Origin of the sequence: Sphingomonas sp. LM7, assembly GCF_002002925.1 — a bacterium.
Taxonomy (GTDB): Bacteria; Pseudomonadota; Alphaproteobacteria; order Sphingomonadales; family Sphingomonadaceae; genus Sphingomonas.
Genome location: NZ_CP019511.1, coordinates 3,078,595 through 3,099,540 on the forward strand (window position 1 = coordinate 3,078,595; position 20,946 = coordinate 3,099,540).

General features: G+C 65.8%; 22 protein-coding genes. 10 read left to right on the top strand and 12 right to left on the bottom strand.

Features of this window, described 5'->3' with window-relative positions; genetic code table 11:
- Positions 1-37 precede the first annotated feature (37 nt).
- On the bottom strand, positions 38-730 hold the full coding sequence (locus BXU08_RS14150; RefSeq protein WP_077510641.1) for a dienelactone hydrolase family protein: 693 nt from the start codon (positions 728-730) through the stop codon (positions 38-40).
- Entirely contained in the window at positions 727-1,206 is a 480-nt protein-coding gene (locus BXU08_RS14155) for a methylated-DNA--[protein]-cysteine S-methyltransferase (RefSeq protein ID WP_077510642.1), read from the bottom strand. The genes BXU08_RS14150 and BXU08_RS14155 overlap by 4 nt, the downstream gene beginning before the upstream one ends.
- 48 nt (positions 1,207-1,254) lie before the next feature.
- On the opposite strand from BXU08_RS14155, the gene BXU08_RS14160 reads away from it, so the two are divergent.
- Genes BXU08_RS14160 through BXU08_RS14185 form a run of 6 tightly spaced genes read left to right on the top strand, consistent with a single transcriptional unit; the run spans position 1,255 to position 6,939 of the window.
- Positions 1,255-1,485: a DUF6489 family protein gene (locus BXU08_RS14160; RefSeq protein ID WP_077512420.1), complete on the top strand. Its 231-nt coding sequence runs from the start codon at positions 1,255-1,257 to the stop codon at positions 1,483-1,485.
- A 1-nt stretch (position 1,486) separates the two neighbouring features.
- Positions 1,487-2,767 (top strand): tRNA uridine-5-carboxymethylaminomethyl(34) synthesis GTPase MnmE, encoded by a 1,281-nt coding sequence (gene mnmE, locus BXU08_RS14165; RefSeq protein WP_077510643.1) that lies wholly within the window; start codon positions 1,487-1,489, stop codon positions 2,765-2,767.
- Between the two features lie 56 nt (positions 2,768-2,823).
- Entirely contained in the window at positions 2,824-4,656 is a 1,833-nt protein-coding gene (gene mnmG / locus BXU08_RS14170) for a tRNA uridine-5-carboxymethylaminomethyl(34) synthesis enzyme MnmG (protein ID WP_077510644.1), read from the top strand.
- The gene (gene rsmG / locus BXU08_RS14175; protein ID WP_077510645.1) at positions 4,653-5,273 is read left to right on the top strand and encodes a 16S rRNA (guanine(527)-N(7))-methyltransferase RsmG; all 621 of its coding nucleotides are present in this window, start codon (positions 4,653-4,655) and stop codon (positions 5,271-5,273) included. The genes mnmG and rsmG overlap by 4 nt, the downstream gene beginning before the upstream one ends.
- Positions 5,270-6,052, top strand: a complete 783-nt coding sequence (locus tag BXU08_RS14180) for a ParA family protein (protein WP_077510646.1) — start codon at positions 5,270-5,272, stop codon at positions 6,050-6,052. Before rsmG ends, BXU08_RS14180 begins: the two co-directional genes overlap by 4 nt.
- Complete coding sequence (locus BXU08_RS14185) at positions 6,049-6,939, top strand: ParB/RepB/Spo0J family partition protein (protein ID WP_077510647.1); 891 nt, start codon at positions 6,049-6,051, stop codon at positions 6,937-6,939. The genes BXU08_RS14180 and BXU08_RS14185 overlap by 4 nt, the downstream gene beginning before the upstream one ends.
- Here BXU08_RS14185 and holA read toward each other — a convergent pair.
- The 4 genes from holA to BXU08_RS14205 all read right to left on the bottom strand — a co-directional run bounded on the left by holA (position 6,936) and on the right by BXU08_RS14205 (position 11,661).
- Entirely contained in the window at positions 6,936-7,952 is a 1,017-nt protein-coding gene (holA, locus tag BXU08_RS14190) for a DNA polymerase III subunit delta (RefSeq protein ID WP_077510648.1), read from the bottom strand. The two genes, BXU08_RS14185 and holA, sit on opposite strands and share 4 nt — an antisense overlap.
- Positions 7,949-8,485, bottom strand: a complete 537-nt coding sequence (gene lptE, locus BXU08_RS14195) for an LPS assembly lipoprotein LptE (protein WP_077510649.1) — start codon at positions 8,483-8,485, stop codon at positions 7,949-7,951. Before lptE ends, holA begins: the two co-directional genes overlap by 4 nt.
- Positions 8,482-10,986, bottom strand: coding sequence for a leucine--tRNA ligase (gene leuS / locus BXU08_RS14200; RefSeq protein ID WP_077510650.1), 2,505 nt, complete (start codon positions 10,984-10,986; stop codon positions 8,482-8,484). Before leuS ends, lptE begins: the two co-directional genes overlap by 4 nt.
- Before the next feature lie 243 nt (positions 10,987-11,229).
- Complete coding sequence (locus tag BXU08_RS14205; protein WP_077512422.1) at positions 11,230-11,661, bottom strand: DUF3576 domain-containing protein; 432 nt, start codon at positions 11,659-11,661, stop codon at positions 11,230-11,232.
- A gap of 225 nt (positions 11,662-11,886) precedes the next feature.
- Here BXU08_RS14205 and BXU08_RS14210 point away from each other — a divergent pair, with 225 nt between their 5' ends.
- Complete coding sequence (locus BXU08_RS14210; protein WP_366926563.1) at positions 11,887-12,615, top strand: hypothetical protein; 729 nt, start codon at positions 11,887-11,889, stop codon at positions 12,613-12,615.
- A 72-nt stretch (positions 12,616-12,687) separates the two neighbouring features.
- Here the strand turns inward: BXU08_RS14210 and BXU08_RS14215 are convergent, their stop codons facing one another.
- Positions 12,688-13,215: a thiamine phosphate synthase gene (locus BXU08_RS14215; RefSeq protein WP_077510652.1), complete on the bottom strand. Its 528-nt coding sequence runs from the start codon at positions 13,213-13,215 to the stop codon at positions 12,688-12,690.
- A 22-nt stretch (positions 13,216-13,237) separates the two neighbouring features.
- Between BXU08_RS14215 and BXU08_RS14220 the strand changes: the two genes are divergently transcribed.
- The gene (locus tag BXU08_RS14220; protein ID WP_077510653.1) at positions 13,238-13,909 is read left to right on the top strand and encodes a YggS family pyridoxal phosphate-dependent enzyme; all 672 of its coding nucleotides are present in this window, start codon (positions 13,238-13,240) and stop codon (positions 13,907-13,909) included.
- Positions 13,906-14,568 (top strand): HAD family phosphatase, encoded by a 663-nt coding sequence (locus tag BXU08_RS14225; RefSeq protein ID WP_077510654.1) that lies wholly within the window; start codon positions 13,906-13,908, stop codon positions 14,566-14,568. Before BXU08_RS14220 ends, BXU08_RS14225 begins: the two co-directional genes overlap by 4 nt.
- Here the strand turns inward: BXU08_RS14225 and BXU08_RS14230 are convergent.
- From BXU08_RS14230 to BXU08_RS14240, 3 genes are read right to left on the bottom strand one after another with little or no spacing between them, the layout of a single operon-like run.
- Positions 14,565-15,002, bottom strand: coding sequence for a hypothetical protein (locus BXU08_RS14230; RefSeq protein ID WP_077510655.1), 438 nt, complete (start codon positions 15,000-15,002; stop codon positions 14,565-14,567). The genes BXU08_RS14225 and BXU08_RS14230 overlap by 4 nt on opposite strands.
- On the bottom strand, positions 15,002-16,060 hold the full coding sequence (gene ribA / locus BXU08_RS14235) for a GTP cyclohydrolase II (protein WP_077510656.1): 1,059 nt from the start codon (positions 16,058-16,060) through the stop codon (positions 15,002-15,004). Before ribA ends, BXU08_RS14230 begins: the two co-directional genes overlap by 1 nt.
- Entirely contained in the window at positions 16,057-16,839 is a 783-nt protein-coding gene (locus BXU08_RS14240) for an exodeoxyribonuclease III (protein ID WP_077510657.1), read from the bottom strand. The genes ribA and BXU08_RS14240 overlap by 4 nt, the downstream gene beginning before the upstream one ends.
- Positions 16,840-17,305: 466 nt before the next feature.
- Here BXU08_RS14240 and BXU08_RS14250 point away from each other — a divergent pair, with 466 nt between their 5' ends.
- Entirely contained in the window at positions 17,306-17,659 is a 354-nt protein-coding gene (locus BXU08_RS14250) for a hypothetical protein (protein ID WP_077510659.1), read from the top strand.
- A 195-nt stretch (positions 17,660-17,854) separates the two neighbouring features.
- On the opposite strand, the gene BXU08_RS14255 is transcribed toward BXU08_RS14250, so the two are convergent.
- Both BXU08_RS14255 and BXU08_RS14260 read right to left on the bottom strand, forming a co-directional pair.
- Complete coding sequence (locus tag BXU08_RS14255; protein ID WP_150125654.1) at positions 17,855-18,427, bottom strand: outer membrane lipoprotein carrier protein LolA; 573 nt, start codon at positions 18,425-18,427, stop codon at positions 17,855-17,857.
- 127 nt (positions 18,428-18,554) lie between these two features.
- On the bottom strand, positions 18,555-20,876 hold the full coding sequence (locus tag BXU08_RS14260; RefSeq protein WP_077510661.1) for a DNA translocase FtsK 4TM domain-containing protein: 2,322 nt from the start codon (positions 20,874-20,876) through the stop codon (positions 18,555-18,557).
- Positions 20,877-20,946: the final 70 nt, after the last annotated feature.

The window sequence follows — 20,946 nt, forward strand, 5'->3', positions numbered from 1 at the left end:
TGTCGCCTGAGACCCCGGCTTTCGCCGGGGTGACGGTTCAGCGGATATGCTCGGCAAAGAACGCCGCCGTGCGCTCGTCTGCGAGCTGCGCCGCCGCCTCCGAGCGGCGTTTGCCCATCTCGGCCGCGAAGCCGTGATCCTCCCCGGGATAGTCGTAGATCGTCACCTTGGGATGATCATCGAGACCCTCATGCATCTTCGCCTGGATGTCCGGCGTGACGAAATGATCGGCGCCGGCGACATGGAGCAGCACCGGGTTGGCGATCGCATGCTTCTCGCCAAGCAGATTATCGATGCCGACGCCATAATAGCCGACGCTCGCGTCCGAATCGGTCCGCGTCGCGGCCATGAAGGCGAGGCGGCCGCCCAGGCAATAGCCGACCACGCCGACCTTTCCGCCGCCTAGCTTCGCGCGCGCCGCTTTGATCGCCGCCTTGATATCGGCGACACCCAATTGCTGGTCGAACTTGTTCATCCAGCCGAAGGCCTCCTGCATCTGCTCGGGAATGTCCGGGTCCAGCTCGATGCCGGGCTCGAGCCGCCAGAAAAGATCCGGCGCCAGCGCGAGATAGCCGGCGGCTGCCCAATCGTCGCACTTCTGGCGGATCCCAGGGTTCACCCCGAAAATCTCCTGGATCACGACGATTGCGCCGCGCGGCATGTCCGCGGGCTCGGCAATATAGGCGTCGAAGCTGCCGCTGCCGTCGCTCGCGTCGATCTGGATCGTCATAACAAAGTTCCTTCCGGATGCCGCCGCTCATGCTCGAGCAGCCACGATTTGGTCTTGGGTCCGTCGCTTGCCGAATAAGCGCCAAGCGCGCCGCCGCTGCCGAGCACGCGGTGGCAGGGCACGACGATCGGGAAGGGATTACGTGCGCAGAGCTGGCCGATTGCGCGCGGGCTCGATCCCAGCGCCCTGGCCAGCGCGCCATAGCTCAGCGTCGCGCCATAGCCGACAGCGATCAAACCGGCGCGAAGTACGTCGCCACGCGGTGTGCCGGCAGGGGTAAGCGGAAGATCGAAACTCTCACGCTCCCTGGCGAACCATTGCTCGAGCTGCTTGGCCGCTTCGCGCACTGCCATGCTACCGCCGCTGGATCGGGCACCCTCGCCCCCGATGCGGATACCCGTCAGCGCGACATCGTCGCCCTCGACTCGGATCGCTCCGATGGGCGTTGCGATCAGGGCATGGTCGCGCGCATACATGTCCCAAGACCTAGCAGCCGCTCCGCGGCCCGCGCAACGGAGATGGCCGTGAAGATCAATGTCGAAGTCGAGTGCACGCCCGAAGAGGCGCGCCGGTTCATGGGGCTCCCCGACCTCTCGCCGGTGCACGATCGCTATGTGCAGATGATGGTGGAAGCCGTCGACAAGCAAGGTACGCCGGAAGGCTTCGCCGATATGGTTCGTAACTGGGGCCCGATGGGCGAGGGCGCTATGAGCTTCTGGCGCACGATGTTCGAGACCGGCAACAAAAGCGGCTGAGATGGATACGATCTTCGCGGTATCGAGCGGCGCGCCGCCAGCCGCCATCGCCGTGCTGCGGCTGAGCGGTCCGCACGCCTTCGATGCCGCCGAATTGCTGGCGGGCACGCTGCCGGAACCGCGCCGCGCCGGTTTGCGCGCGCTACTCGATCCGGCGAGCGGCGAATTGCTGGATCGGGCGCTGGTCCTGACCTTTCCGGGACCGAACAGCGCGAGCGGCGAGGATCTGGTCGAGCTACATCTTCATGGCGGCCGCGCGGTGGTGCGTGCGGTCGAGGCGGTGCTGGGCGATATAGACGGCTTGCGCGCTGCGGAGCCGGGCGAGTTCACCCGCCGCGCGTTGCTTCATGGCCGAATGGATCTCAGCGAGGCCGAGGGGCTTGGTGACCTGCTGATGGCCGAGACCGAGGCGCAGCGGCGTGTCGCGGTACGCTCGGCCGAGGGCGCAGTCCGTCGTCAGGTGGAGGAGTGGTCGCACCGTCTTCTCGGGCTTGCCGCGCATGTCGAGGCGCAACTCGATCACAGCGACGAGGACGATGTCGCGGGTGGTGCCGAAACACTTGCCGCACTGCATGCTGCCGCGGCGGCGCTGGCAGGGGAGATCGCGCACATCACTGCGCGGCCGCCGGTGGAGCGGCTGCGGGATGGATTGCGCGTCGTGCTCGCCGGCCCTCCCAACGCAGGGAAATCGACTTTGCTCAATGCGATGGTCGAGCGTGACGCAGCGATCGTCTCGCCAATTGCCGGTACGACGCGCGACCGGATCGAAGCGCCGGTGGTACGCGGTGGCATCGCCTGGCTGCTGATCGATACCGCCGGTCTGGCCGAGGCAACCGCTGACCCGATCGAAGCGATCGGCATCGGTCGGACACGGGCCGCACTGGCAGAGGCGGACATCGTGCTGTGGTTGGACGACACGCCGCCGACGCATCCTTCGGCACTGTGGGTCCGTGCGCGGGCGGACCTGCCGGGCCGGGAGGCAGGCGAAGGGATGGCGGTGTCGGCGACGACCGGGGCTGGCGTCGACCTGCTCTGGACGAGGCTGGAGGCACTCGGCAGAGCGCTGCTCCCGCCGCCCGATTTGCTTGCGTTCAATCGCCGGCAGCGCAATTTGGCGGAGGCGGCCTGGAAATCACTGGATCGTGCTGCAACGCAACATGATATGCTGTTGCTTGCCGAAGAGCTTCGCAGCGCACGTCGTGCTTTTGACGCTATCACCGGGAGAGCCGGGGTGGAGGCGATGCTTAACACTCTTTTTGCCCGTTTCTGCATCGGCAAATGAAATGTTTCACGTGGAACGCTTTTGACGTGGGGCGTGTGATTCTCTAGCGAGCCGCTATGCACTTTGATGTCATCGTCATTGGCGGGGGCCATGCCGGCACCGAGGCTGCGGCTGCGTCGGCGCGCCGCGGCGCTCGCACCGCGCTTCTTAGCTTCGACTTGACTAAGCTCGGCGCGATGTCTTGCAACCCGGCAATCGGCGGTCTCGGCAAGGGCCACCTTGTCCGCGAAGTCGATGCATTCGATGGTCTGATCGCCCGCGCCGCCGATGCAGCCGGCATCCATTATCGCATGCTAAACCGGAGCAAGGGCACAGCAGTACAAGGGCCGCGGGTCCAAGCCGATCGCGTGCGCTATGCCATGGCGATCCAGGCAATGCTGGCCACCCAAGACAATCTGACGCTAGTGCAAGGCGAGGCAAATTCGCTGGAGCTGGACGCCGGCAAGATCGCGGGCGTCCGGCTCGCTGACGGTACGCTGATTACCGCACGCGCCGTTGTACTGGCCACCGGCACCTTCCTCGGCGGCCGGATCTTCCGAGGCGAGGAGCGTGAGTCGGGCGGGCGCGTGGGTGAGGCAGCGGCTACGCGGCTCGCCGAACAACTCCGCGCACTCGACCTGCCAATGGCGCGGCTCAAGACCGGTACGCCGCCACGGCTAGATGGCCGGACGGTCGACTGGACGCGGGTCGCCGAGCAGCCCTCTGATGAAGATCCTTGGACGATGTCGCCGGTCACCCCGGGTCGCGTATTGCCGCAGCTTCACTGCGGCGTAACTCGAACGAACGAGGCGACGCATGACGCGATACGCAGTGGTCTCGTGCGCTCCCCCCTGTTCACCGGCGCGATCGACGCGCAGGGTCCGCGCTACTGTCCGTCGATCGAAGACAAGATTCACCGCTTCGGTGACCGCGATGGCCATCAGATTTTCCTGGAGCCCGAGGGGCTCGACACGCCTCTGATCTACCCGAACGGCATGTCTACATCGCTCCCGGTAGATATTCAGGAAGCAATGGTTGCCTCGATTCCGGGGCTTGAGCGGGCTCGAATTGTCACTCCGGGCTATGCGGTCGAGTATGACTATCTCGATCCCCGGGCATTAAACGCGACGCTCGGTCTACCCAGGGTCCCCGGCCTGTATTGCGCGGGACAGATCAATGGAACGACCGGCTATGAGGAAGCTGCAGGGCAGGGGCTAGTCGCTGGGATCAATGCCGCTGCGCAGGCATGCGACCTGGAGCCGCTAACGCTCAACCGGGCGACGTCCTATCTGGGTGTCATGGTCGATGATCTCGTTCTTCAGGGTGTAACCGAGCCCTACCGAATGCTCACTGCCCGTGCTGAGTTCCGCTTGCGGCTCCGTGCTGACAATGCGGAGACGCGGCTGGGTGCGGCGGCGGCTCGCCTCGGCTTGCTCGGCGCCACACGGCGCGCCCGCTATGTGGGGCGCGACGCTGGTCGCGAGGCCTTGGAGCGGCGGTTTGCTGTTTCCCTGACAGCGTCCACCCTCCATTCTCGCGGGGCGCCAGTGGGACTTGATGGGGCACGGCGGTCGGCAAAAGAGTGGCTCCGCTTCCCAGGCGTGGAGGGGCATCATGTAGTCGAGCAAGTAGAAGCCGATCAGCAGCTTCTCGCCGAGTTTATCCAAGACGCCCGGTACGCACCCTATCTCGAGCGGCAACAGGCGGACGTCGATCAGCTTCGCGCCAACGACAGTGTTCGCCTGAACGTCGATCTCGATTTCACGGCCATCCCCGGGCTCTCCAACGAGATGGTAGAGAAACTTGATACTGCTCGCCCTGAAACACTCGGCGCTGCATCGCGCATTCGGGGTATCACGCCCGCGGCGCTGTCCGCCATCCTGCTTCATACGCGAAAATCTGCCGCATGACCGAAGACGAGGCACGAATCTGGATCCGGGATCGCTTTGGCGTTTCACGTGAAACGCTGCTCACCCGCTACGCCGAGCTTCTTCGGGCTGAGGCAGCAAACCAGAACCTGATCGCTTCCTCAACTCTAGCGACGTTGTGGGCGCGTCATTTCGTCGATTCGGCCCAACTGCTGTCGTTGGTGGCGGATGCTCCGCGTGGAACGTGGCTGGATGTGGGAAGCGGGGCGGGGCTACCCGGCCTGGTTGCAGCAATCTTACTGGACAGACCGGTGGTGCTTGTCGAACCGCGCGCGCGGCGCGTCGAATTTCTGAGAAATGTGATCAATGGCCTGAAACTGCCGCGTGTCACTGTCGAGGCCAGCCGGGTGGAAACCTATCGCCCAAAAAATCGGGCAGCAATAGTTTCGGCCCGGGCAGTGGCGGAGTTGGACCGGCTCCTGACGTCCGCCGCGCATTGCGCGGATTCGTCCACACTTTGGGTGCTCCCAAAGGGGCGGAATGCGCAATCAGAGGTAGAAGCCGCGCAAGCGAAATGGCAAGGTGTGTTCCACGTGGAACCAAGCATCACGCAACCGGATTCAGGTATCGTGGTAGCCCGGGGAGTGCGGCCCAGATGATCTGTATAGCGATCGCCAACCAGAAGGGCGGAGTGGGGAAGACCACCACCGCAATCAATGTCGGCACCGCACTTGCAGCGACCGGCAAGCGGGTGTTGTTGATCGATCTCGATCCACAAGGCAATGCATCGACCGGTCTCGGTATAGGGCGCGCCGATCGCGCCAAATCGAGCTATGATCTACTCGTCAGCGAACTCGATCTCGATCACGTTGCAATTTCTACCAAAGTGCCACGGCTCGACATCGTCCCGGCTACTCAGGACCTGTCCGGCGCCGAGATTGAACTGATCGAGTTTGAGGCACGCACGCATCGTCTGGATGCCGCACTCAGCCGACATGCCGCGCAACGCTGGGATGTGGTCCTAATCGATTGCCCGCCGTCACTTGGGCTGCTGACCATAAACGCGATGGTCGCCGCGCACGCGTTGCTCGTGCCGCTCCAGTGCGAGTTTTTCGCGCTTGAAGGGCTTAGCCAGCTGCTGAGTACGATCGACCGCATTCGCAGCCGGTTCAATCCGGGGCTATCGATTCTTGGCGTGGCACTAACTATGTACGATCGCCGCAATCGCCTGACCGACCAAGTCGCCGACGATGTTCGTGCAGTGCTTGGCCGCGTGGTGTTCGATACGGTGATCCCGCGCAACGTCCGGCTGTCCGAGGCGCCGAGCCACGGCATGCCCGCGCTGATCTACGATTATCGCTGTGCCGGGTCCGAAGCCTATATTGCGCTTGCGCGCGAAGTGATCGAACGCCTGCCCAAGCTCAGGAAAGCAGCATGACCGAACCTGCCCCACGCAAACACGGTCTTGGTCGTGGCCTTAGCGCGCTGCTCGGCGATACGGTGCCGGAGGCCCCGATCTCCGGTGGCTCAGAGACCAGCAGCACTCCGGGGTTGCGCACGCTGCCGGTCAGCGCGATGGCGCCGCATCCGGGGCAACCGCGCCGTCATTTCGACGAGGCCGCGCTCGACGACCTGGCCGAGTCGATATCGGCGCGCGGACTGATTCAGCCGATCGTCGTTCGCCCGCACGGCCACAGCTACCAGATCGTCGCCGGCGAGCGCCGCTGGCGCGCGGCGCAGCGTGCGCGGCTCCACGAAGTCCCGGTGATCGTCCGCGAGCTTACCGATGCAGAGACGATGGAAATCGCGCTCGTCGAGAATATTCAGCGCGAGGATCTTAACGCGATCGAAGAGGCCGAGGCCTATTCGCGGTTGATCGGCGAGTTCGGCCATACCCAGGAAGCACTTGCCCGGCTGGTCCACAAGTCGCGCAGTCATGTTGCTAACTTGTTGCGATTGTTAGATCTTCCCCAGCCGATCCGCCAGATGGTGGTCGAGGGCGCGATCGAGATGGGCCATGCGCGCGCGCTCATTGGCGCGCCCGACGCCGAGCGGCTGGCGCGCACCGTTGCGGAGAGGGGCCTGTCGGTTCGCGAGACCGAGAAGCTCGCACGCGATGCCAAGCCTGCGTCGAAGCGCAAGGGTGGGGAAGGGGCCGCGATTCGCGACGCGGATATCCAGGCGCTCGAACGCCAGCTCGGCGACGTGCTGGGGCTCAACGTCAAGATCGCGCACGGGGCGAAGGGCGGCACGCTGACGCTGGCCTATTCGACGCTCGATCAGCTCGACATGGTCTGCCAGCGCCTGACCGGCGAACGGATCTAGCCGCGCGCTCGCGCCGCCGCGCGGGCGATGGCGCTGCATTCGGCTTCAGCGAGCACTTCGCCGACGCTTCCCGAGTGCATCAGCGCACGTTCGGTCTGGCGGACGCGATCGATCGCCCGCGCGATCTGGCCGGCATTCCAGCGCCGCAACGCGCGAGCCGTCGAAGCCTTTTCGCGAAAGAAGACGCGATGCTTCTCGAGCACGTCCTCGACGCTGGCGCCCTTGTCCATGTCGCTTCGGAGTTCGGCCAAGGTGAGAAGCCTGCGCGAGAGCTGGCGCATCAGCGGCACGGCCATGCCGTCGCCGAGCCTCGCGAGCTCGCTGCCGATCTCCGCTACACGCCCGTCGAGGACCGCTTCGATCGTGTGGAACAGCTCCGTGTCCCCCAGGTCCGCGCCAATCGCGTCGAGCGCGGCACCGTCGGCATCGCGCGGACGATCGGGCGCGGCATCGAGAAAGAGCGCCAGCTTCTCAATTTCACGAGCCAGGATCGCCCGATCTCCGCTCGTCGCCGCCGCCAGCCGCTGGGGCACGTCGCCGGTAAGGCGCAGGCCGTGCTCGCGCGCCACCGTCGTCGCCAGCCGGGCCGCATCAATGCCCTCGGGCACATAGCAGGCGAAAGTCAGCGCAGCAGGCGCGGAGATCGCCATCTTGACCAGCTTTCCGCTCGTCTTGAGCCCCGGACCGATCGCGATCACTGGATTGCCGGCACGCTCGGCGCCCAGCAGCAGCGCGAGCGCCTCGGCCGCGCCTTCCTCGATGCCGGTCACGCGGATATAGCGCACCCCGCCGAACAGCGAGAGCGACGCGGCTTCATCGGCGAGCCGGCCGGGCTGCTCGCGCAGACCCTTCATGTCGATGTCGACGCGTTCGGCTTCCGGTCCCAGCGCGCGCGCCAACCGCTCGGCGAGTTCGGCAGCGCCTGCCTCGTCGGGGCCGTGGAACAGATACAGCCGCGTCGCGGGGTTAGGCTTGTCGACGGCGGCGCGAATCTGCCCCGCACTGGCCTTCATCGCGCGCCGGCAGGGGCGGGCGCAGCCGCGCTCGCAGGGACATTCGATCCTGATTGGGCGAAGCGCGCTACCCGCGCGATGATCTGGTCGGCGACGATACCCGAAAGCCGCTCGAGCGCGCTCTTTTCGGCGGCGATCGTGGCATATTCGGAACCGACCACGTCGATGCCGGCATCGGAGCCGGCCGTCGCATCGAGCACCACTGCGCCACTGGCGAGATCGACCAGCTGGTAGCGCGCACGCAACGTCCGGCGTTCGCGCGCGACGCTGTCGTCGCTACGCACGCCGAGCCCGGCGATCGAATCGTCGAGCTGGACTTCGAGCCGATAGCGCGCCGCAACGTCCTCGCCGATGCTCAGCCGGTCGCGCAGGGCGTTCGATACCAGCCAGCCCGACTGCCCCTCGATCGGCGCCACCTGCACCGACGCGAGCAGGGTCTGCACCGATCCACCCGCGCCGCCGCCATAGAGCGGCCGCAGACCGCAGCCCGACAGCGCCAGCGCCGCCACGCATAGGAGCGCCACGGTCCTCATGCGACGATATTCACCAGACGGTCGGGCACGACGATCACCTTCCTCGGGGCTTTGCCTTCGAGCGCACGAACGATCTTGTCGGCGGCAAGTGCCGCGGCTTCGACCTGATCCTTCGGCGCACCCTTGGGCAATACCAGCGTATCGCGCAGCTTGCCATTGACCTGCACTGCGATCGTGACTTCGTCGTCGATAAGCAATGCGGGATCGACTTCGGGCCACGCCGCGTCGGCAATCAGCCCGTCCTGGCCCATCGCCGCCCAGGCTTCTTCGGCGATATGCGGCACCATGGGGGCAACGATCCGGATCATCGTGCGAATGGCGTTGGTGCGCGAGGCCGAGGGTGCGGCTTTTTCGACAGCGTTGACCAGCTCGTAGAGCCGCGCGACGGCCTTGTTGAAGGTCAGCGCCTCGATATCGCCCGCGACGCCTGCGATCGTGCGGTGCAGGCGGCGGTCGAGATCCTTGTCCTCGCCAGTCGCATCCTCGAGCCCGTCGAACAGCCGCCACAGCCGCTGGACGAAGCGCCATGCGCCCTCGATGCCGTTCTCGCTCCACTCGAGATCGCGCTCGGGCGGCGAATCCGACAGCATGAACCAGCGCACTGCGTCGGCACCATATTGGTCGACGATCGGCTCTGGATCGACGGTGTTCTTCTTCGACTTGGACATCTTCTCGATGCGGCCGACTTCGGCGACATCGCCCGATGCGATCTCGACCGCGCCGGCGCTGTCCTTGCGAATTTCCTCGGGCGAGAGCCAGCGCCCATCAAGCGACTTGTACGTCTCGTGGGTCACCATCCCCTGGGTGAACAGCCCCGCGAACGGCTCGGCGACGTCGAGCTTGCCAATGTGCTGGAGCGCCCGGGTAAAGAAGCGTGCGTAGAGCAAATGCAGGATCGCATGCTCGACTCCGCCGATATACTGGCCGACCGGCAGCCATTGCTCGGCCACCGCCTTGTCGAACGGCCTGTCGGCGGGCTGGCTCGCGAAGCGTATGAAATACCACGACGAATCGAAGAACGTGTCGAGCGTGTCGGTCTCGCGCCGTGCCGGGGCGCCGCACTTCGGGCAATCGACATGCTTCCAGGTCGGGTGCCGGTCGAGCGGATTGCCCGGAATGTCGAACGACACATCCTCGGGCAGCACCACCGGAAGCTGCTCGTGCGGCACGCCCACCGGACCGCAGCTTTCGCAATGGATAATCGGGATCGGGGTGCCCCAATAACGCTGGCGGCTGACGCCCCAGTCGCGCAGGCGCCACACGGTCTTACCGGTGCCCCAGCCACCGGCTTCGGCGCGCTGGATTACGGCGCGCTTGGCGTCGGCGATATCCATCCCGTCGAGGAAGTGCGAGTTCACCAGCGTGCCGGGACCGCCATAGGCCTCGTCATCGTGGAATTCGGGTGCGGTCTTGTCGCCTTCGGAGACTACGCGGCGGATCGGGAGCGCGTATTTGGTCGCGAAGTCGAAGTCGCGCTGATCGTGCGCCGGCACGCCGAACACCGCACCGGTGCCATAATCCATCAGCACGAAATTGGCGATGTAGACCGGCAATTCCCAATCTGAATCAAAGGGATGCGTCGCACGCAGCCCGGTGTCGAGACCCAGCTTCTCCTGTGTTTCGAGTTCGGCCGCGGTCGTGCCGCCCTGCTTGCAGCGCTCGATGAACGCCTGCACTTCCGGGTTGCCGGCCGCGAGCGCCTGCGCGATCGGATGGTCCGCCGCGATCGCGACAAAGCTCGACCCGAAGATCGTATCGGGGCGCGTGGTGAACACTTCGACTTCGCCACCATCCGACAGCGCGAACGTGAACTGCAGCCCCTCGCTCTTGCCGATCCAGTTCTCCTGCATCAGCTTGACCTTGTCGGGCCAATGCTCGAGCGCTTGGACACCGCTGAGCAGCTCGTCGGCGAACTGGGTGATCTTCAGGAACCACTGGCTGAGCTTCTTGCGCTCGACCAACGCGCCCGAGCGCCAGCCGCGTCCGTCGATCACCTGCTCGTTGGCGAGCACGGTCATATCGACCGGATCCCAATTGACTGCCGATTCCTTGCGGTAAACCAGTCCATTCTCGAAGAAATCGAGGAAGATCGCCTGCTCGTGGCCGTAATAGTCCGGCTCGCAGGTCGCCAGTTCGCGCGTCCAGTCGAGCGCAAAGCCCAAGCGCTTCAACTGCGCCTTCATCGTTGCGATGTTCTGGCGGGTCCAGTTGCCCGGATGGACCTTCTTTTCCATCGCCGCATTCTCGGCAGGCATGCCGAACGCATCCCAGCCCATCGGATGGAGCACTTCCATGCCCTTCATCCGGCGAAAGCGCGCGAGCACGTCGCCCATCGTGTAGTTGCGGACATGGCCCATATGGATGCGCCCCGAAGGATAGGGGAACATCTCGAGGACGAAGCTCTTGGGCTTGGGGCTGTCGTCGCGCGCGGCAAAGGTACGGCGCTCGTCCCACACCTTCTGCCAATGCGAATCGGACTTCAGCGCGTTGAACCGGGACACCGGAATTCCTTCAATTTCTGCAGCTTTGGGCACTAGGCAGCGGGGGAGGCGCGATCAAGCCATAGCTTCCAATCCCGCTCCCGTCGGGAGAGGGTTGCGCAGACTTAGGCCTTCGCGAAGCGGCCTTAGTCGGAGCTCAGTGAGGGGATCGCCCTCACGATAGAATGAAACCCTCAACTAGCTACGCTAGGCGGCGGAGCCGCCAAGCTGCGCTACCTCTCCCATCGGGAGAGGTATAGGGGATCAGTTCGCGATGGCAGCGCGGCGAAGGTCGCGGGCGCGGGTGAGGATGATGTCCTCAAGCTTCTGCACCGTCGCGGCCTGCACCGGGGCGGCGACCCACTGGCCGGTGCGGTTGACTTCGCGCAGCGCGGCGACGCGGAGCGCATCGGCGCGCAGGTCCTGGTCGAGCACTGTCACCGTGACCTTCATCCGCTCGGTCGGCGTGTTGGGGTTCACGTACCAGTCGGTGACGATGACGCCGCCGTTCGAATCGGTCTGGAGCAGCGGCATGAAGCTCAGCGTGTCGAGGCTGGCGCGCCACAGATAGGAATTCACGCCGATCGTCGTCACCTTGGACGCAGCAAGGTCCGCTTCGGGGCGCTTGCCGCCGCCGCACGCGGTGATCGAAAGAGCAAGCGACCCCAGGATCGCGGTGCGCAACAGGCGGTTCATCGACACATTCCTAAAGGCGAAAGGATAAAGCGAAAGCATCTATAGGGGCTCGTGTGGCGGGAGCAAGGCGGCAGCACGCGGACGAATCCGGAGCGAATCATCGGCTATCAAGTCGATTCGCTGCCGAATCTGTGGGCATCGGGCAACACTGGCACGAAATTTGAGCCGGCGGTGGAACCTTGCTTCCCAATCATGGTACGCACCTCCATATAAAAGGGGATGAAAATGCGTTTGGCACGGTGGACGACGGTGATGGGACTGGGGGCGATCTGCGCCGCCGGTGCTTTCGTCGCGCCGGCGCTTCAGGCGCAGGAAGGCAACCGTGCCGAACGTGCCTTTGCCAAGCGCCCCGCCATGGCGCTGCGCGCCGGTATGGGCACTTTCACCCCGGCAGCCGCCGATCCCAAGCTTGCCGCGATCCTCGCGCGCAGCGGCCTGCCCGAAAGCGGCTTCCGCTTCACGCCATCCGAATCGCGCCGTGGCGCCAGCCGTGCCGTGACGGTTGCGGTCCGCGCGCGCTCGACTCGCAACGGTGCGGTCGCCGGACGCGATGCGCTTGCTTCGGCAGCGCCGGTCAGCCTGGCGCCGATTGCCTATAATCTCGGCGTCTCGGTCGGCTGGAAGCGCTTCGCCGTCGCCGGCGACGTGACTCGCGTCGAGCTCGCCACCCAGCCGGGCAGCACCGAGCGCGCCAATGTCGGCGTCAGCTATGCCGGCAACCGCGTTACCGGCCGCGTCCTCGCTGCCGCCGAGCGTCCGCTGGCGGACACCCCGGTGCTCATTGGTGACAAGCCGAGCTATTCGATCGACGTCGGCGGCAGCTACTCGCTGACTCGCAACCTCGATGTGACGGCGGGCCTGCGCTACAAGAGCGAGCAGGATCGCCTGCCCAAGGTGACCGACAACCGGCGCGACAGCCAGGCGGTCTATGTGGGCACCGCCTTCCGCTTCTGAGGTCTTCAGCGGCCCTGCGAAAGCAGGAGCCCGGAGCCACAAGCGACGACCTTCATAACTTTCGCTGGAGCGCTAGGATTGGGTGCTCCAGGCATCGATACCAGCCCAGCCATGGATGCCGATCGGCCATAACCCCGCCGCACGCCGCGCATCCATCCCGCCCAGTGCAATCACTGGCACCTGCAACCCGCGAATCAGCAACCCCAGCCGCACGCGCCCCAGCACTCGGGCGGCGGGATGCGATCGCGTCGCGAACACCGGCGATACGAACACCAGGTCTGCCCCCGCACGCTGCGCCGCCACCGCCTCGCGCCGCGAATGCGCAGCGAAGGTCCGCAGACCGCCGCCGCGCCGGCCATGCACGCCATGCTCGCCGCGTCCCAGCGGCTCGGCACCGGCGCGAATCACTATCAGCCCCCGCCGCCGCGCCACTTTCGTAACCTTCGCGAACAATACGCGCCGCTCGGCGGTCGCGAGCCCGTAGTGCCGGAACACCACGCCGCTGCCCCGCGGCAGCCGCGCGAGCGCGTGCCACAGCGAATCGCCCATCCGTTCGTCGGTCATCAGCCAGAGGTGCGGCAGAGGGTGGCGGGGTCGCATTTGCCCGCCTATAGCGCGGCGCATGCCCCTAGACGACGCCTCAACCCGGCTCGCCGACGTTCGCGAGAAGATTACCCGCGCCGCCAGCCTCGCCGGCCGCGAACCCGATTCGATCGAGCTGATCGCAGTCTCCAAGACACACGATGCTGCGTCGATCCGTCCGCTGATCGACGCGGGCCAGCGCGTGTTCGGCGAGAACCGCGTCCAGGAGGCCGCCGCAAAGTGGCCCGAGTTGCGCGAGACGACTTCGGGCATCGCGCTCCACCTCATCGGCCAGCTCCAGTCGAACAAGGCCGAGGAAGCGGTGGCGCTGTTCGACGCGATCCATTCGGTCGATCGGCCGTCGCTGGTCGATGCGCTGGGCAAGGCGATGGACAGGACCGGCAGGCGCCCGGCCTGCTTCATCCAGGTCAATATCGGCGACGAACCGCAAAAGGGCGGGTGCCTGGTCGCGGATCTCCCGGCGCTGCTTGCCGGGGTGCGCGCCGCCGATCTGCCGCTGGCGGGGCTGATGTGCATTCCCCCTGCGGATGTGGAACCGGCGCCCTATTTCGCGCTGCTTGCCAAGCTCGCGCGCGATTCCGACTGTTCCGGGCTCAGTATGGGAATGTCCAGCGACTATGAAACCGCTGTCAACATCGGCGCGACATGTGTCCGCGTTGGCACTGCCCTGTTCGGAACACGCGAAATATGAAGTACGACGCGATCATCTTCGATTTTGACGGGGTGCTGCTCGAAAGCGAATATGCCGGCAATCGCCAGATCGCCGAGTATCTGACCAGCATCGGCCATCCGACGAGCCCCGAGGATTCGGTGGCGAACTTCATGGGGCTGTCCGGCGCGGGCTTCCTCGGCGCGATCGAGAAATGGATCGGCCGGACGATCCCCGACGATTTCCACGCCGCGCGCGCCGTGGAAGACCATCGCGCGCTGGAGGAGGGGCTTCCCGCCGTTGCCGGCGCGATCCGCTTCATCGAAACCTTGCCGGCGGCATTGCCACGCGCGATCGCCTCGTCGAGCAGCACCGAGTGGATCACCCGGCACCTCGACCATCTCGGGGTGCGCGATGCATTCGGCGACCGGATCTTCAGCGGCCGCGAACATGTCCCGCGCGGCAAGCCGGCGCCGGACATCTATCTCCATGCCGCACGAGCGCTCGGTGTCGATATCCGACGCACCGTGATTCTCGAGGATTCGCCGGTCGGCGTACGAGGGGCAGTCGCGTCGGGGGCCTATGTCATCGGCCTGTGCGCGGGCACCCATTGCGCGCCCGGCCACGCCGATCGCCTGCGCGCACTGGACGTCCAGGCGATCGCGGCCGATTTCGACGACGTCGCCCGCCTGATCGCCTAGCGATTCTCGCGCGCGAGCAGGTGGGCGCGGAGTGCAACCGCGTCGTGATACGCATTGTGCGGCACGGCGCTGAGCAGGTTCGAGTCGAAGCCGAATGCGTCGCACAGCTCGAAGCGGATACGGTCGATATTGTGCCGGCGTCCGGGTGCCGCGATCAGCGCCATCGATGCGTGCGCGATATCCTCGGGCCAGTCGGCGACCAGCAGCGGATCGGGGTCGTCGCCGAGATAGCGCGCCAGACTGCGGCCCAGTTCGTCACGCGATATCGGATCGGTGCCGAGCACGGGCAGCACATGCGCCGTCACCCACTCGGTCGGCCGCGCGCATTCCAGCGCCGCGTAGAAGGGCGCCGCGTCGGCTTCCTCGGGCACCAGCGCCAGCGATATCAGCGGGCCGCAAAAGCCGTTGAATTCGGTGTCGAGGAAATAGCGCATCAGAGCTGGTGCCCGGTGCGGTCGCGCTTGGTGGCAAGGTAGCGTTCGTTGTGCGGATTGGGCGGCAGCTTGTGCGCCACGCGTTCGATGACGGTGATTCCGGAGGTTTCGAGCGCGGCGACCTTGTCGGGATTGTTGGTGAGCAGTTGCACCTTGCGCTGGCCGAGCAGCGCCAGCATCCGTCCAGCCACGGCGAAGTTGCGCGCGTCGATGGCGAAGCCGAGCCGGGTATTGGCATCGACGGTGTCGAAGCCTTGGTCCTGGAGTGCATAGGCGCGCAGCTTGTTGATAAGCCCGATGCCGCGGCCTTCCTGGCGCAGATAGAGCAGGATCCCCCAGCCGCTCGCCTCGATCTCGGCGATCGCGGCGCGGAGTTGTGGCCCGCAATCGCATTTCAGGCTGCCGAGCACGTCGCCGGTCAGGCATTCGCTGTGGAGTCGGACCAGCGGCGGATTGCCGTCGGGCTGGCCGATCAGCAGCGCGACATGCTCGCCGGGCATCTCATCGGTGCGGAAGGCGACGATCTCGCTGTCTTCCGCGCCTTCGACTGGCAGGCGCGCTCGACCGACGATGCGCAACCGGTCGGCATCCTCATGCGCATCGATGTCGGCGGGGGTGATCGAGTCGGCAGCCTCGCCGGGCGCTGCGAAGAATGCCGGGAGCAGCCCGGCGACGCGCGCCAACCGCAGCGCTGCGCTCGCGGCATCGCTCTGCGCGATTTCGATCGCGCGGAACGGTCCCTTGAGCGGCGTCGCCAAGTCGAGCTGCGGGTCAGCGAGCGCGGTGGCGGTATCGAAGTCGAGCCACGGCACGCGATCGACTAGCACCGGTCCGTCGGGCGCTGCCGCTGCGCGCTGATTGGCCAGCTTGAGCGTCGTTGCGCGGCCGGCCGAGAGCAGCACCGGCGCCGTGGCGTCGGGGTCGAACGCCGCGAGCCGCTCCGCATCGGCGGTCTCGATCGCGAGCAGCCGGAGGGTGCCGTCGTGGCCGCGGATCGCCACCGGCCATCCCCGCCGCAGCGCATCGACTGCGCGGGCAACGGCGCGCGGATCGCTCAAAAGTCGAACTCGGTGAGGATTGGAACGTGGTCGGAAGGCTTGAGCCAGCTTCGGCACGGCTCGTACACTTTGTGGCCGGTCGCCTTGTCGGCGACGTCGCGGCTGGCCCACATATGGTCGAGCCGCCGCCCGCGGTCCGATGCTGCCCAGTCCTTGGCGCGGTAGCTCCACCAGGTGAAGCAGCGCTCGGGTGCGGGGATGAAGTGGCGGCCCAGATCGACCCAGTCGTGCGCAGCCTGCAGCCGGCCCAGCGCTGCCACTTCGATCGGCGTGTGGCTGACGACGTCGAGCAACTGCTTGTGGCTCCACACGTCCGATTCGAGCGGCGCGATGTTGAAGTCGCCGGTGAGGATCGAGGGGACGGTCAGCGTTTCCGACCAGCGCGTCATCCGCTCGATGAAATCGAGTTTCTGGCCGAATTTGGGGTTCACCTCGCGGTTCGGCACATCGCCGCCAGCGGGGACATAGACATTCTCGAGCCGCACCCCGTTGGGCAGCCGCACGCCGACGTGCCGCGCTTCCTGGTTGGCCTGCCAGTCGAAACGGTCGTCCTCCACCACCGGCACGCGACTGATGATCGCCACACCGTGGTGCATCCGCTGGCCGTGCTTGATAACGTGATCATAGCCGAGCGCGTGGAAGGGCGATTCAGGGAAGTCGCCGTCGATCACCTTGGTTTCCTGCAGGCAGAGGATGTCAGGCGATTCCTCGCGGAGGAACTGCTCGACGATCTCGATGCGGAAGCGGACGGAATTGATGTTCCAGGAGGCGATCTTCATCGCCCGGCATGTAGCGCGTTTCGGGCGCGGTTCCAGTAGCCGGGTGGAGTGGTCCGTCGCCAACCTGACATTGTCACCGGGGCTGGTGCGCGCCAGACTGCAATGCGGGCAGGGGGCCTATGCATGGAGAACGACTCGGTCTTCCAGTGGACCAAGATGATCCTCGATCATCTGTGGATGCTGATCCCACTCGTCCTGACGGTGTATGTCATCTGCCAGCCCGACATCCTGCGCCATATCTCGCGGGTAAAGCTCGGCGATTTCGAGCTAGAGCTCGCCACGTTGAAGGAGGAGCTGAAGGACACCAGGCAGCAGCTGATGAAATCGCATTCCGGAGTCCGCGCGCTGATCGAGAAGCTCGGTGCGACCGGACCCGTGGCGACCCCGCAGGGTATCAAGGTTCGTGCGGTGCACCTCTCGGGGGAGGACCTCGCCGAAGGCCTGGCCGGGCTGCAGCCCCGCTGCGTTGCATGCCGCGGCGGTCATCGCGCGCAAGCGCGTCGATCCCGCTGCGCTGGGCGCGATCGTCGATTGTCTGGATCGGCTGGGCTCTGCCCCGGACTTGGGCGGCATCCGCCTCAACACGATCTGGCAACACGCGAGCGCCGCGCATCTGACGCTCGTCGCGATCTACAAGAACGGCGCGACGCCGATACCCGAGCGCACGCTACTCGTGCGCGGCAAGGCGGTATTCGAGCGGCTCGTCGCGCATCCGCGGGTTCAGCAGGATCGGCCTTACGATCCGAGCAAGGGCGTACGCGGGCCCGCAGGCCACGCGCTGCGCTGGCTAGCTACCGGCGTTGCGGCATCGGCGGGCTGACAACGGCGCTCGCGCCAAAAGGAAAGGCCCCCGCTCCGGGGGCAATGGAGCGAGGGCCGACCTAGCGTTCGTCACGCAGGCGGGAAGTGGTTCGATCCCGAGCAACAGGGGGAAAATCCCGAGTACCGCCCCACATCCGCAAGACCGTTTCTAGGGGCTGCAACCTGTCGGCAACATGAACGATCGTCAGAAAACTCAGCGATTCCGCGGGCCTTGCCTCCGCGGGTCGTTCCAGCGGAACACTCCGTCGGACACGCTGCCGTTGATCTGCTGGCCGGATAGACGGATCGTCGTACGATTGTTCTGCGAATCCAGCGCGACCCAGCCCTGCAGCACCAGCCCCGCGGGCCCGGCAGCGTTCTTCTGGAAAATCATCGTGATCCGGCCATATTCGGGATGCGCCGGATCATGGACTTCGATCGAGACGACGCGGGGATCGCCGGTCGAGTTCAGCTTGGCGAACTTGGCGATGTCGCGCTTGGGGTTGAGCAGAACCGCCAGCGGGGAATTGCCGATCGGCCAGCGATCGACCTGGCGCACCTGATAATCGATGAAATAGAGGCTGTTTCCGTCCGCTACGATCAACTGCGGCACACCCTTCTGATATTGGAAGCGTATCTTGCCGGGGCGCTTGAGCGTCATCGTGCCGGTCAGCACGCGATTGTTGCGGTCGGTCTGGCTGAATGCGGCGGTCATGCTGGTGACGCCGGCCAGATGCTGCTGAACCTGCGCCAGCTCGTCCGCGACGGGCGCCGCCGAGACCAGCATCGGCGCGGCGAACAGGGTGAGGGCTAGGGACCGTGCAAACACGTCTATCTTCTCCGAAAGCTTTGGGCGAGGCCGTAGCGGGGGCGGCTTGAATGCCCCCTGAACCCTCATCCCTCCGAAACGATCCTCACAGCGGGCGGCCGTCCGTGTCCATCAGTACCTCGCGGCGGCCGACATGGTCGGGGCGCGAGACCAGCCCGTCCTTTTCCATCCGCTCGACCAGCCGCGCCGCGCTGTTGTAGCCGACGCGGAGCTGGCGCTGCAGCCATGACGTCGATGCCTTCTGGCTCTCGGCGACCAGCTGGGTGGCGCGGCGATAGAGCTGGTCCTCGGGCGAATCGTCGCCGTCCGGGCTTCCCTCCAGCGCGAAGCCGCCGTCCTCGGGCTCTTCGGTGACCGCGGTGATGTAGTCCGGGGCTCCCTGCGCGCGCCAGAAATCGGCGACCGCCTGGACCTCGTCGTCGCTGACGAACGGCCCATGGACGCGGACGATCTGCTTGCCGCCGGGCATGTAAAGCATGTCGCCCTTGCCGAGCAGCTGCTCGGCGCCCTGCTCGCCGAGGATCGTGCGCGAATCGATCTTCGAGGTGACGTGGAAGCTGATTCGCGTCGGCAGATTGGCCTTGATCACGCCGGTGATGACATCGACCGACGGACGCTGCGTCGCCATGATCAGATGGATGCCAGCGGCGCGCGCCTTTTGCGCCAGCCGCTGGATCAGGAACTCGACTTCCTTGCCCGCGGTCATCATCAGATCGGCAAGCTCGTCGACGATCACCACGATCTGCGGCAGCGGCTGCAAGTCGAGCGTCTCTTCCTCGTAGATCGGCCGGCCGGTATCGGGATCATAGCCCACCTGGACCTTGCGGCCGAGCTTCTGTCCCTTGGCCTTGGCCTGGCGCACCTTGTCGTTGAAGCTGGCGAGGCTTCGGACGTTGACGCTAGCCATCATCCGATAGCGGTCCTCCATCTGCTCCACCGCCCATTTGAGCGCGCGGACTGCCTTGGGCGGATCGGTGACCACATCGGCGAGCAGATGCGGGATGTCCTTGTAGATGCTCAGCTCGAGCATCTTGGGATCGATCATGATCATCCGGCACTGGTCCGGGGTAAGCCGGTAGAGCAGCGACAGGATCATCGCGTTGAGGCCCACCGACTTGCCCGAGCCGGTGGTGCCGGCGACGAGGAGATGCGGCATCGGCGCGAGATCGCCGATCACCGGATCGCCGGCGATGTTCTTGCCGAGCACCAGCGGCAGGGTCGCGCCCTGCGCTTCGAACGCCTCGCTGCCGATCAGCTCGTGGAGATTGACCGATTCGCGCTTGGCATTGGGGAGCTCGATGCCGATCACGCTGCGTCCGGGGATGGTGGCGACGCGAGCGGAGATCGCGCTCATGTTGCGGGCGATATCGTCGGCAAGCTGGATGACGCGGCTCGCCTTGATCCCGGCGGCGGGCTCGAGCTCGTACATCGTGACCACCGGGCCCGGCTTCACTTCGACGATCTGGCCCTTGACGTGGAAGTCGTCGAGGACGCTCTCGAGCAGCCGCGCATTGCGTTCAAGCGCGAGCTTGTCGATTCCGGGATTCTGGTTGGGCGGCGCGGCCTTGAGCAGGTCGAGCGGCGGCAGCTTGTAGGTGTCCTTGAAGTCGAGGCTGCTCTGCACCGGCGGCTTGGGCTTGGCAGGCGAAGGCGCGATGCTCGGCTCGGCGATCACCGGGCCGGGGCGATTGTCGGGCACCACCAGCTTGCGCGGCTCGCGGACTTCGCGAAGCTCGCGGGTCTCGCGCACCTCCTGCGGATCGGGGCCGCGCAGCAGCGGCGTCCTGGCGGGGCCGAACAGCCGCGGCATGCTGAGACCGATGCCGGAGCGCTCGGGCAACGTGAAATCGAGGCTGCGCCACCAGATCCACAGCCCGACAAGCGCGAAGATCAGGCCAAGCGCGCGTCCCATCCAGAAGATTATCGTCGGATCGCCGATAAAGCCGATCATCCATCCGAACAGCGCGGCGATCGACAGGCCGACCACGCCACCCCAGCCGCCGACCAGCCACAGCACCGAATCGCTGGAAAAGAATGCAAGCGCAGTCGCCATCAGCACCACGCCGATCGCGACGCCGCGGAGCATCCGCTTCCAATCGCCCAGCGGCCGATCGAGCCACAGCCGGTTGGTGAGGATCAGCCCGGCGGGGGCGATCAGCGCCACAGGCAAACCCAACGTGGCGAGCAGCAGATCCGCGATCCAAGCGCCCGGCAGCCCCAGCAGATTGCGCGCCGGCCCGCCCGAGGCGGTGTTCATCGACGGGTCCTGAGAATTATAAGTGAGCAGCGCCAGGATGATCCCGACGGTCGCCAGGAACAGCAGCGTCCCGCCGATCAGCGCGCCGCTACGGCGGACGCCCGCCTTCATCGTGTCGCGTACCAGCGACGGTTGTGCCCGGGACGCCATGGCCCGTTCTCCAAAATGTCAGGGGGTGCGGCGGAATCATCGCCTACGCGGACTCTGACGTCAAGATGGA

Coding starts and splice junctions, on each gene's coding strand:
- BXU08_RS14205 (WP_077512422.1), bottom strand. CDS start 11,661: ATGAACCGCCTGTTGCGCACCGCGATCCTGGGGTCGCTTGCTCTTTCG.
- BXU08_RS14220 (WP_077510653.1), top strand. CDS start 13,238: ATGCCCCTAGACGACGCCTCAACCCGGCTCGCCGACGTTCGCGAGAAG.
- BXU08_RS14240 (WP_077510657.1), bottom strand. CDS start 16,839: ATGAAGATCGCCTCCTGGAACATCAATTCCGTCCGCTTCCGCATCGAG.
- BXU08_RS14180 (WP_077510646.1), top strand. CDS start 5,270: ATGATCTGTATAGCGATCGCCAACCAGAAGGGCGGAGTGGGGAAGACC.
- BXU08_RS14215 (WP_077510652.1), bottom strand. CDS start 13,215: ATGCGACCCCGCCACCCTCTGCCGCACCTCTGGCTGATGACCGACGAA.
- BXU08_RS14230 (WP_077510655.1), bottom strand. CDS start 15,002: ATGCGCTATTTCCTCGACACCGAATTCAACGGCTTTTGCGGCCCGCTG.
- BXU08_RS14225 (WP_077510654.1), top strand. CDS start 13,906: ATGAAGTACGACGCGATCATCTTCGATTTTGACGGGGTGCTGCTCGAA.
- BXU08_RS14210 (WP_366926563.1), top strand. CDS start 11,887: ATGCGTTTGGCACGGTGGACGACGGTGATGGGACTGGGGGCGATCTGC.
- BXU08_RS14155 (WP_077510642.1), bottom strand. CDS start 1,206: ATGTATGCGCGCGACCATGCCCTGATCGCAACGCCCATCGGAGCGATC.
- BXU08_RS14150 (WP_077510641.1), bottom strand. CDS start 730: ATGACGATCCAGATCGACGCGAGCGACGGCAGCGGCAGCTTCGACGCC.
- lptE (WP_077510649.1), bottom strand. CDS start 8,485: ATGAGGACCGTGGCGCTCCTATGCGTGGCGGCGCTGGCGCTGTCGGGC.
- holA (WP_077510648.1), bottom strand. CDS start 7,952: ATGAAGGCCAGTGCGGGGCAGATTCGCGCCGCCGTCGACAAGCCTAAC.
- BXU08_RS14255 (WP_150125654.1), bottom strand. CDS start 18,427: ATGCTGGTCTCGGCGGCGCCCGTCGCGGACGAGCTGGCGCAGGTTCAG.
- BXU08_RS14185 (WP_077510647.1), top strand. CDS start 6,049: ATGACCGAACCTGCCCCACGCAAACACGGTCTTGGTCGTGGCCTTAGC.
- mnmE (WP_077510643.1), top strand. CDS start 1,487: ATGGATACGATCTTCGCGGTATCGAGCGGCGCGCCGCCAGCCGCCATC.
- BXU08_RS14260 (WP_077510661.1), bottom strand. CDS start 20,876: ATGGCGTCCCGGGCACAACCGTCGCTGGTACGCGACACGATGAAGGCG.
- mnmG (WP_077510644.1), top strand. CDS start 2,824: ATGCACTTTGATGTCATCGTCATTGGCGGGGGCCATGCCGGCACCGAG.
- rsmG (WP_077510645.1), top strand. CDS start 4,653: ATGACCGAAGACGAGGCACGAATCTGGATCCGGGATCGCTTTGGCGTT.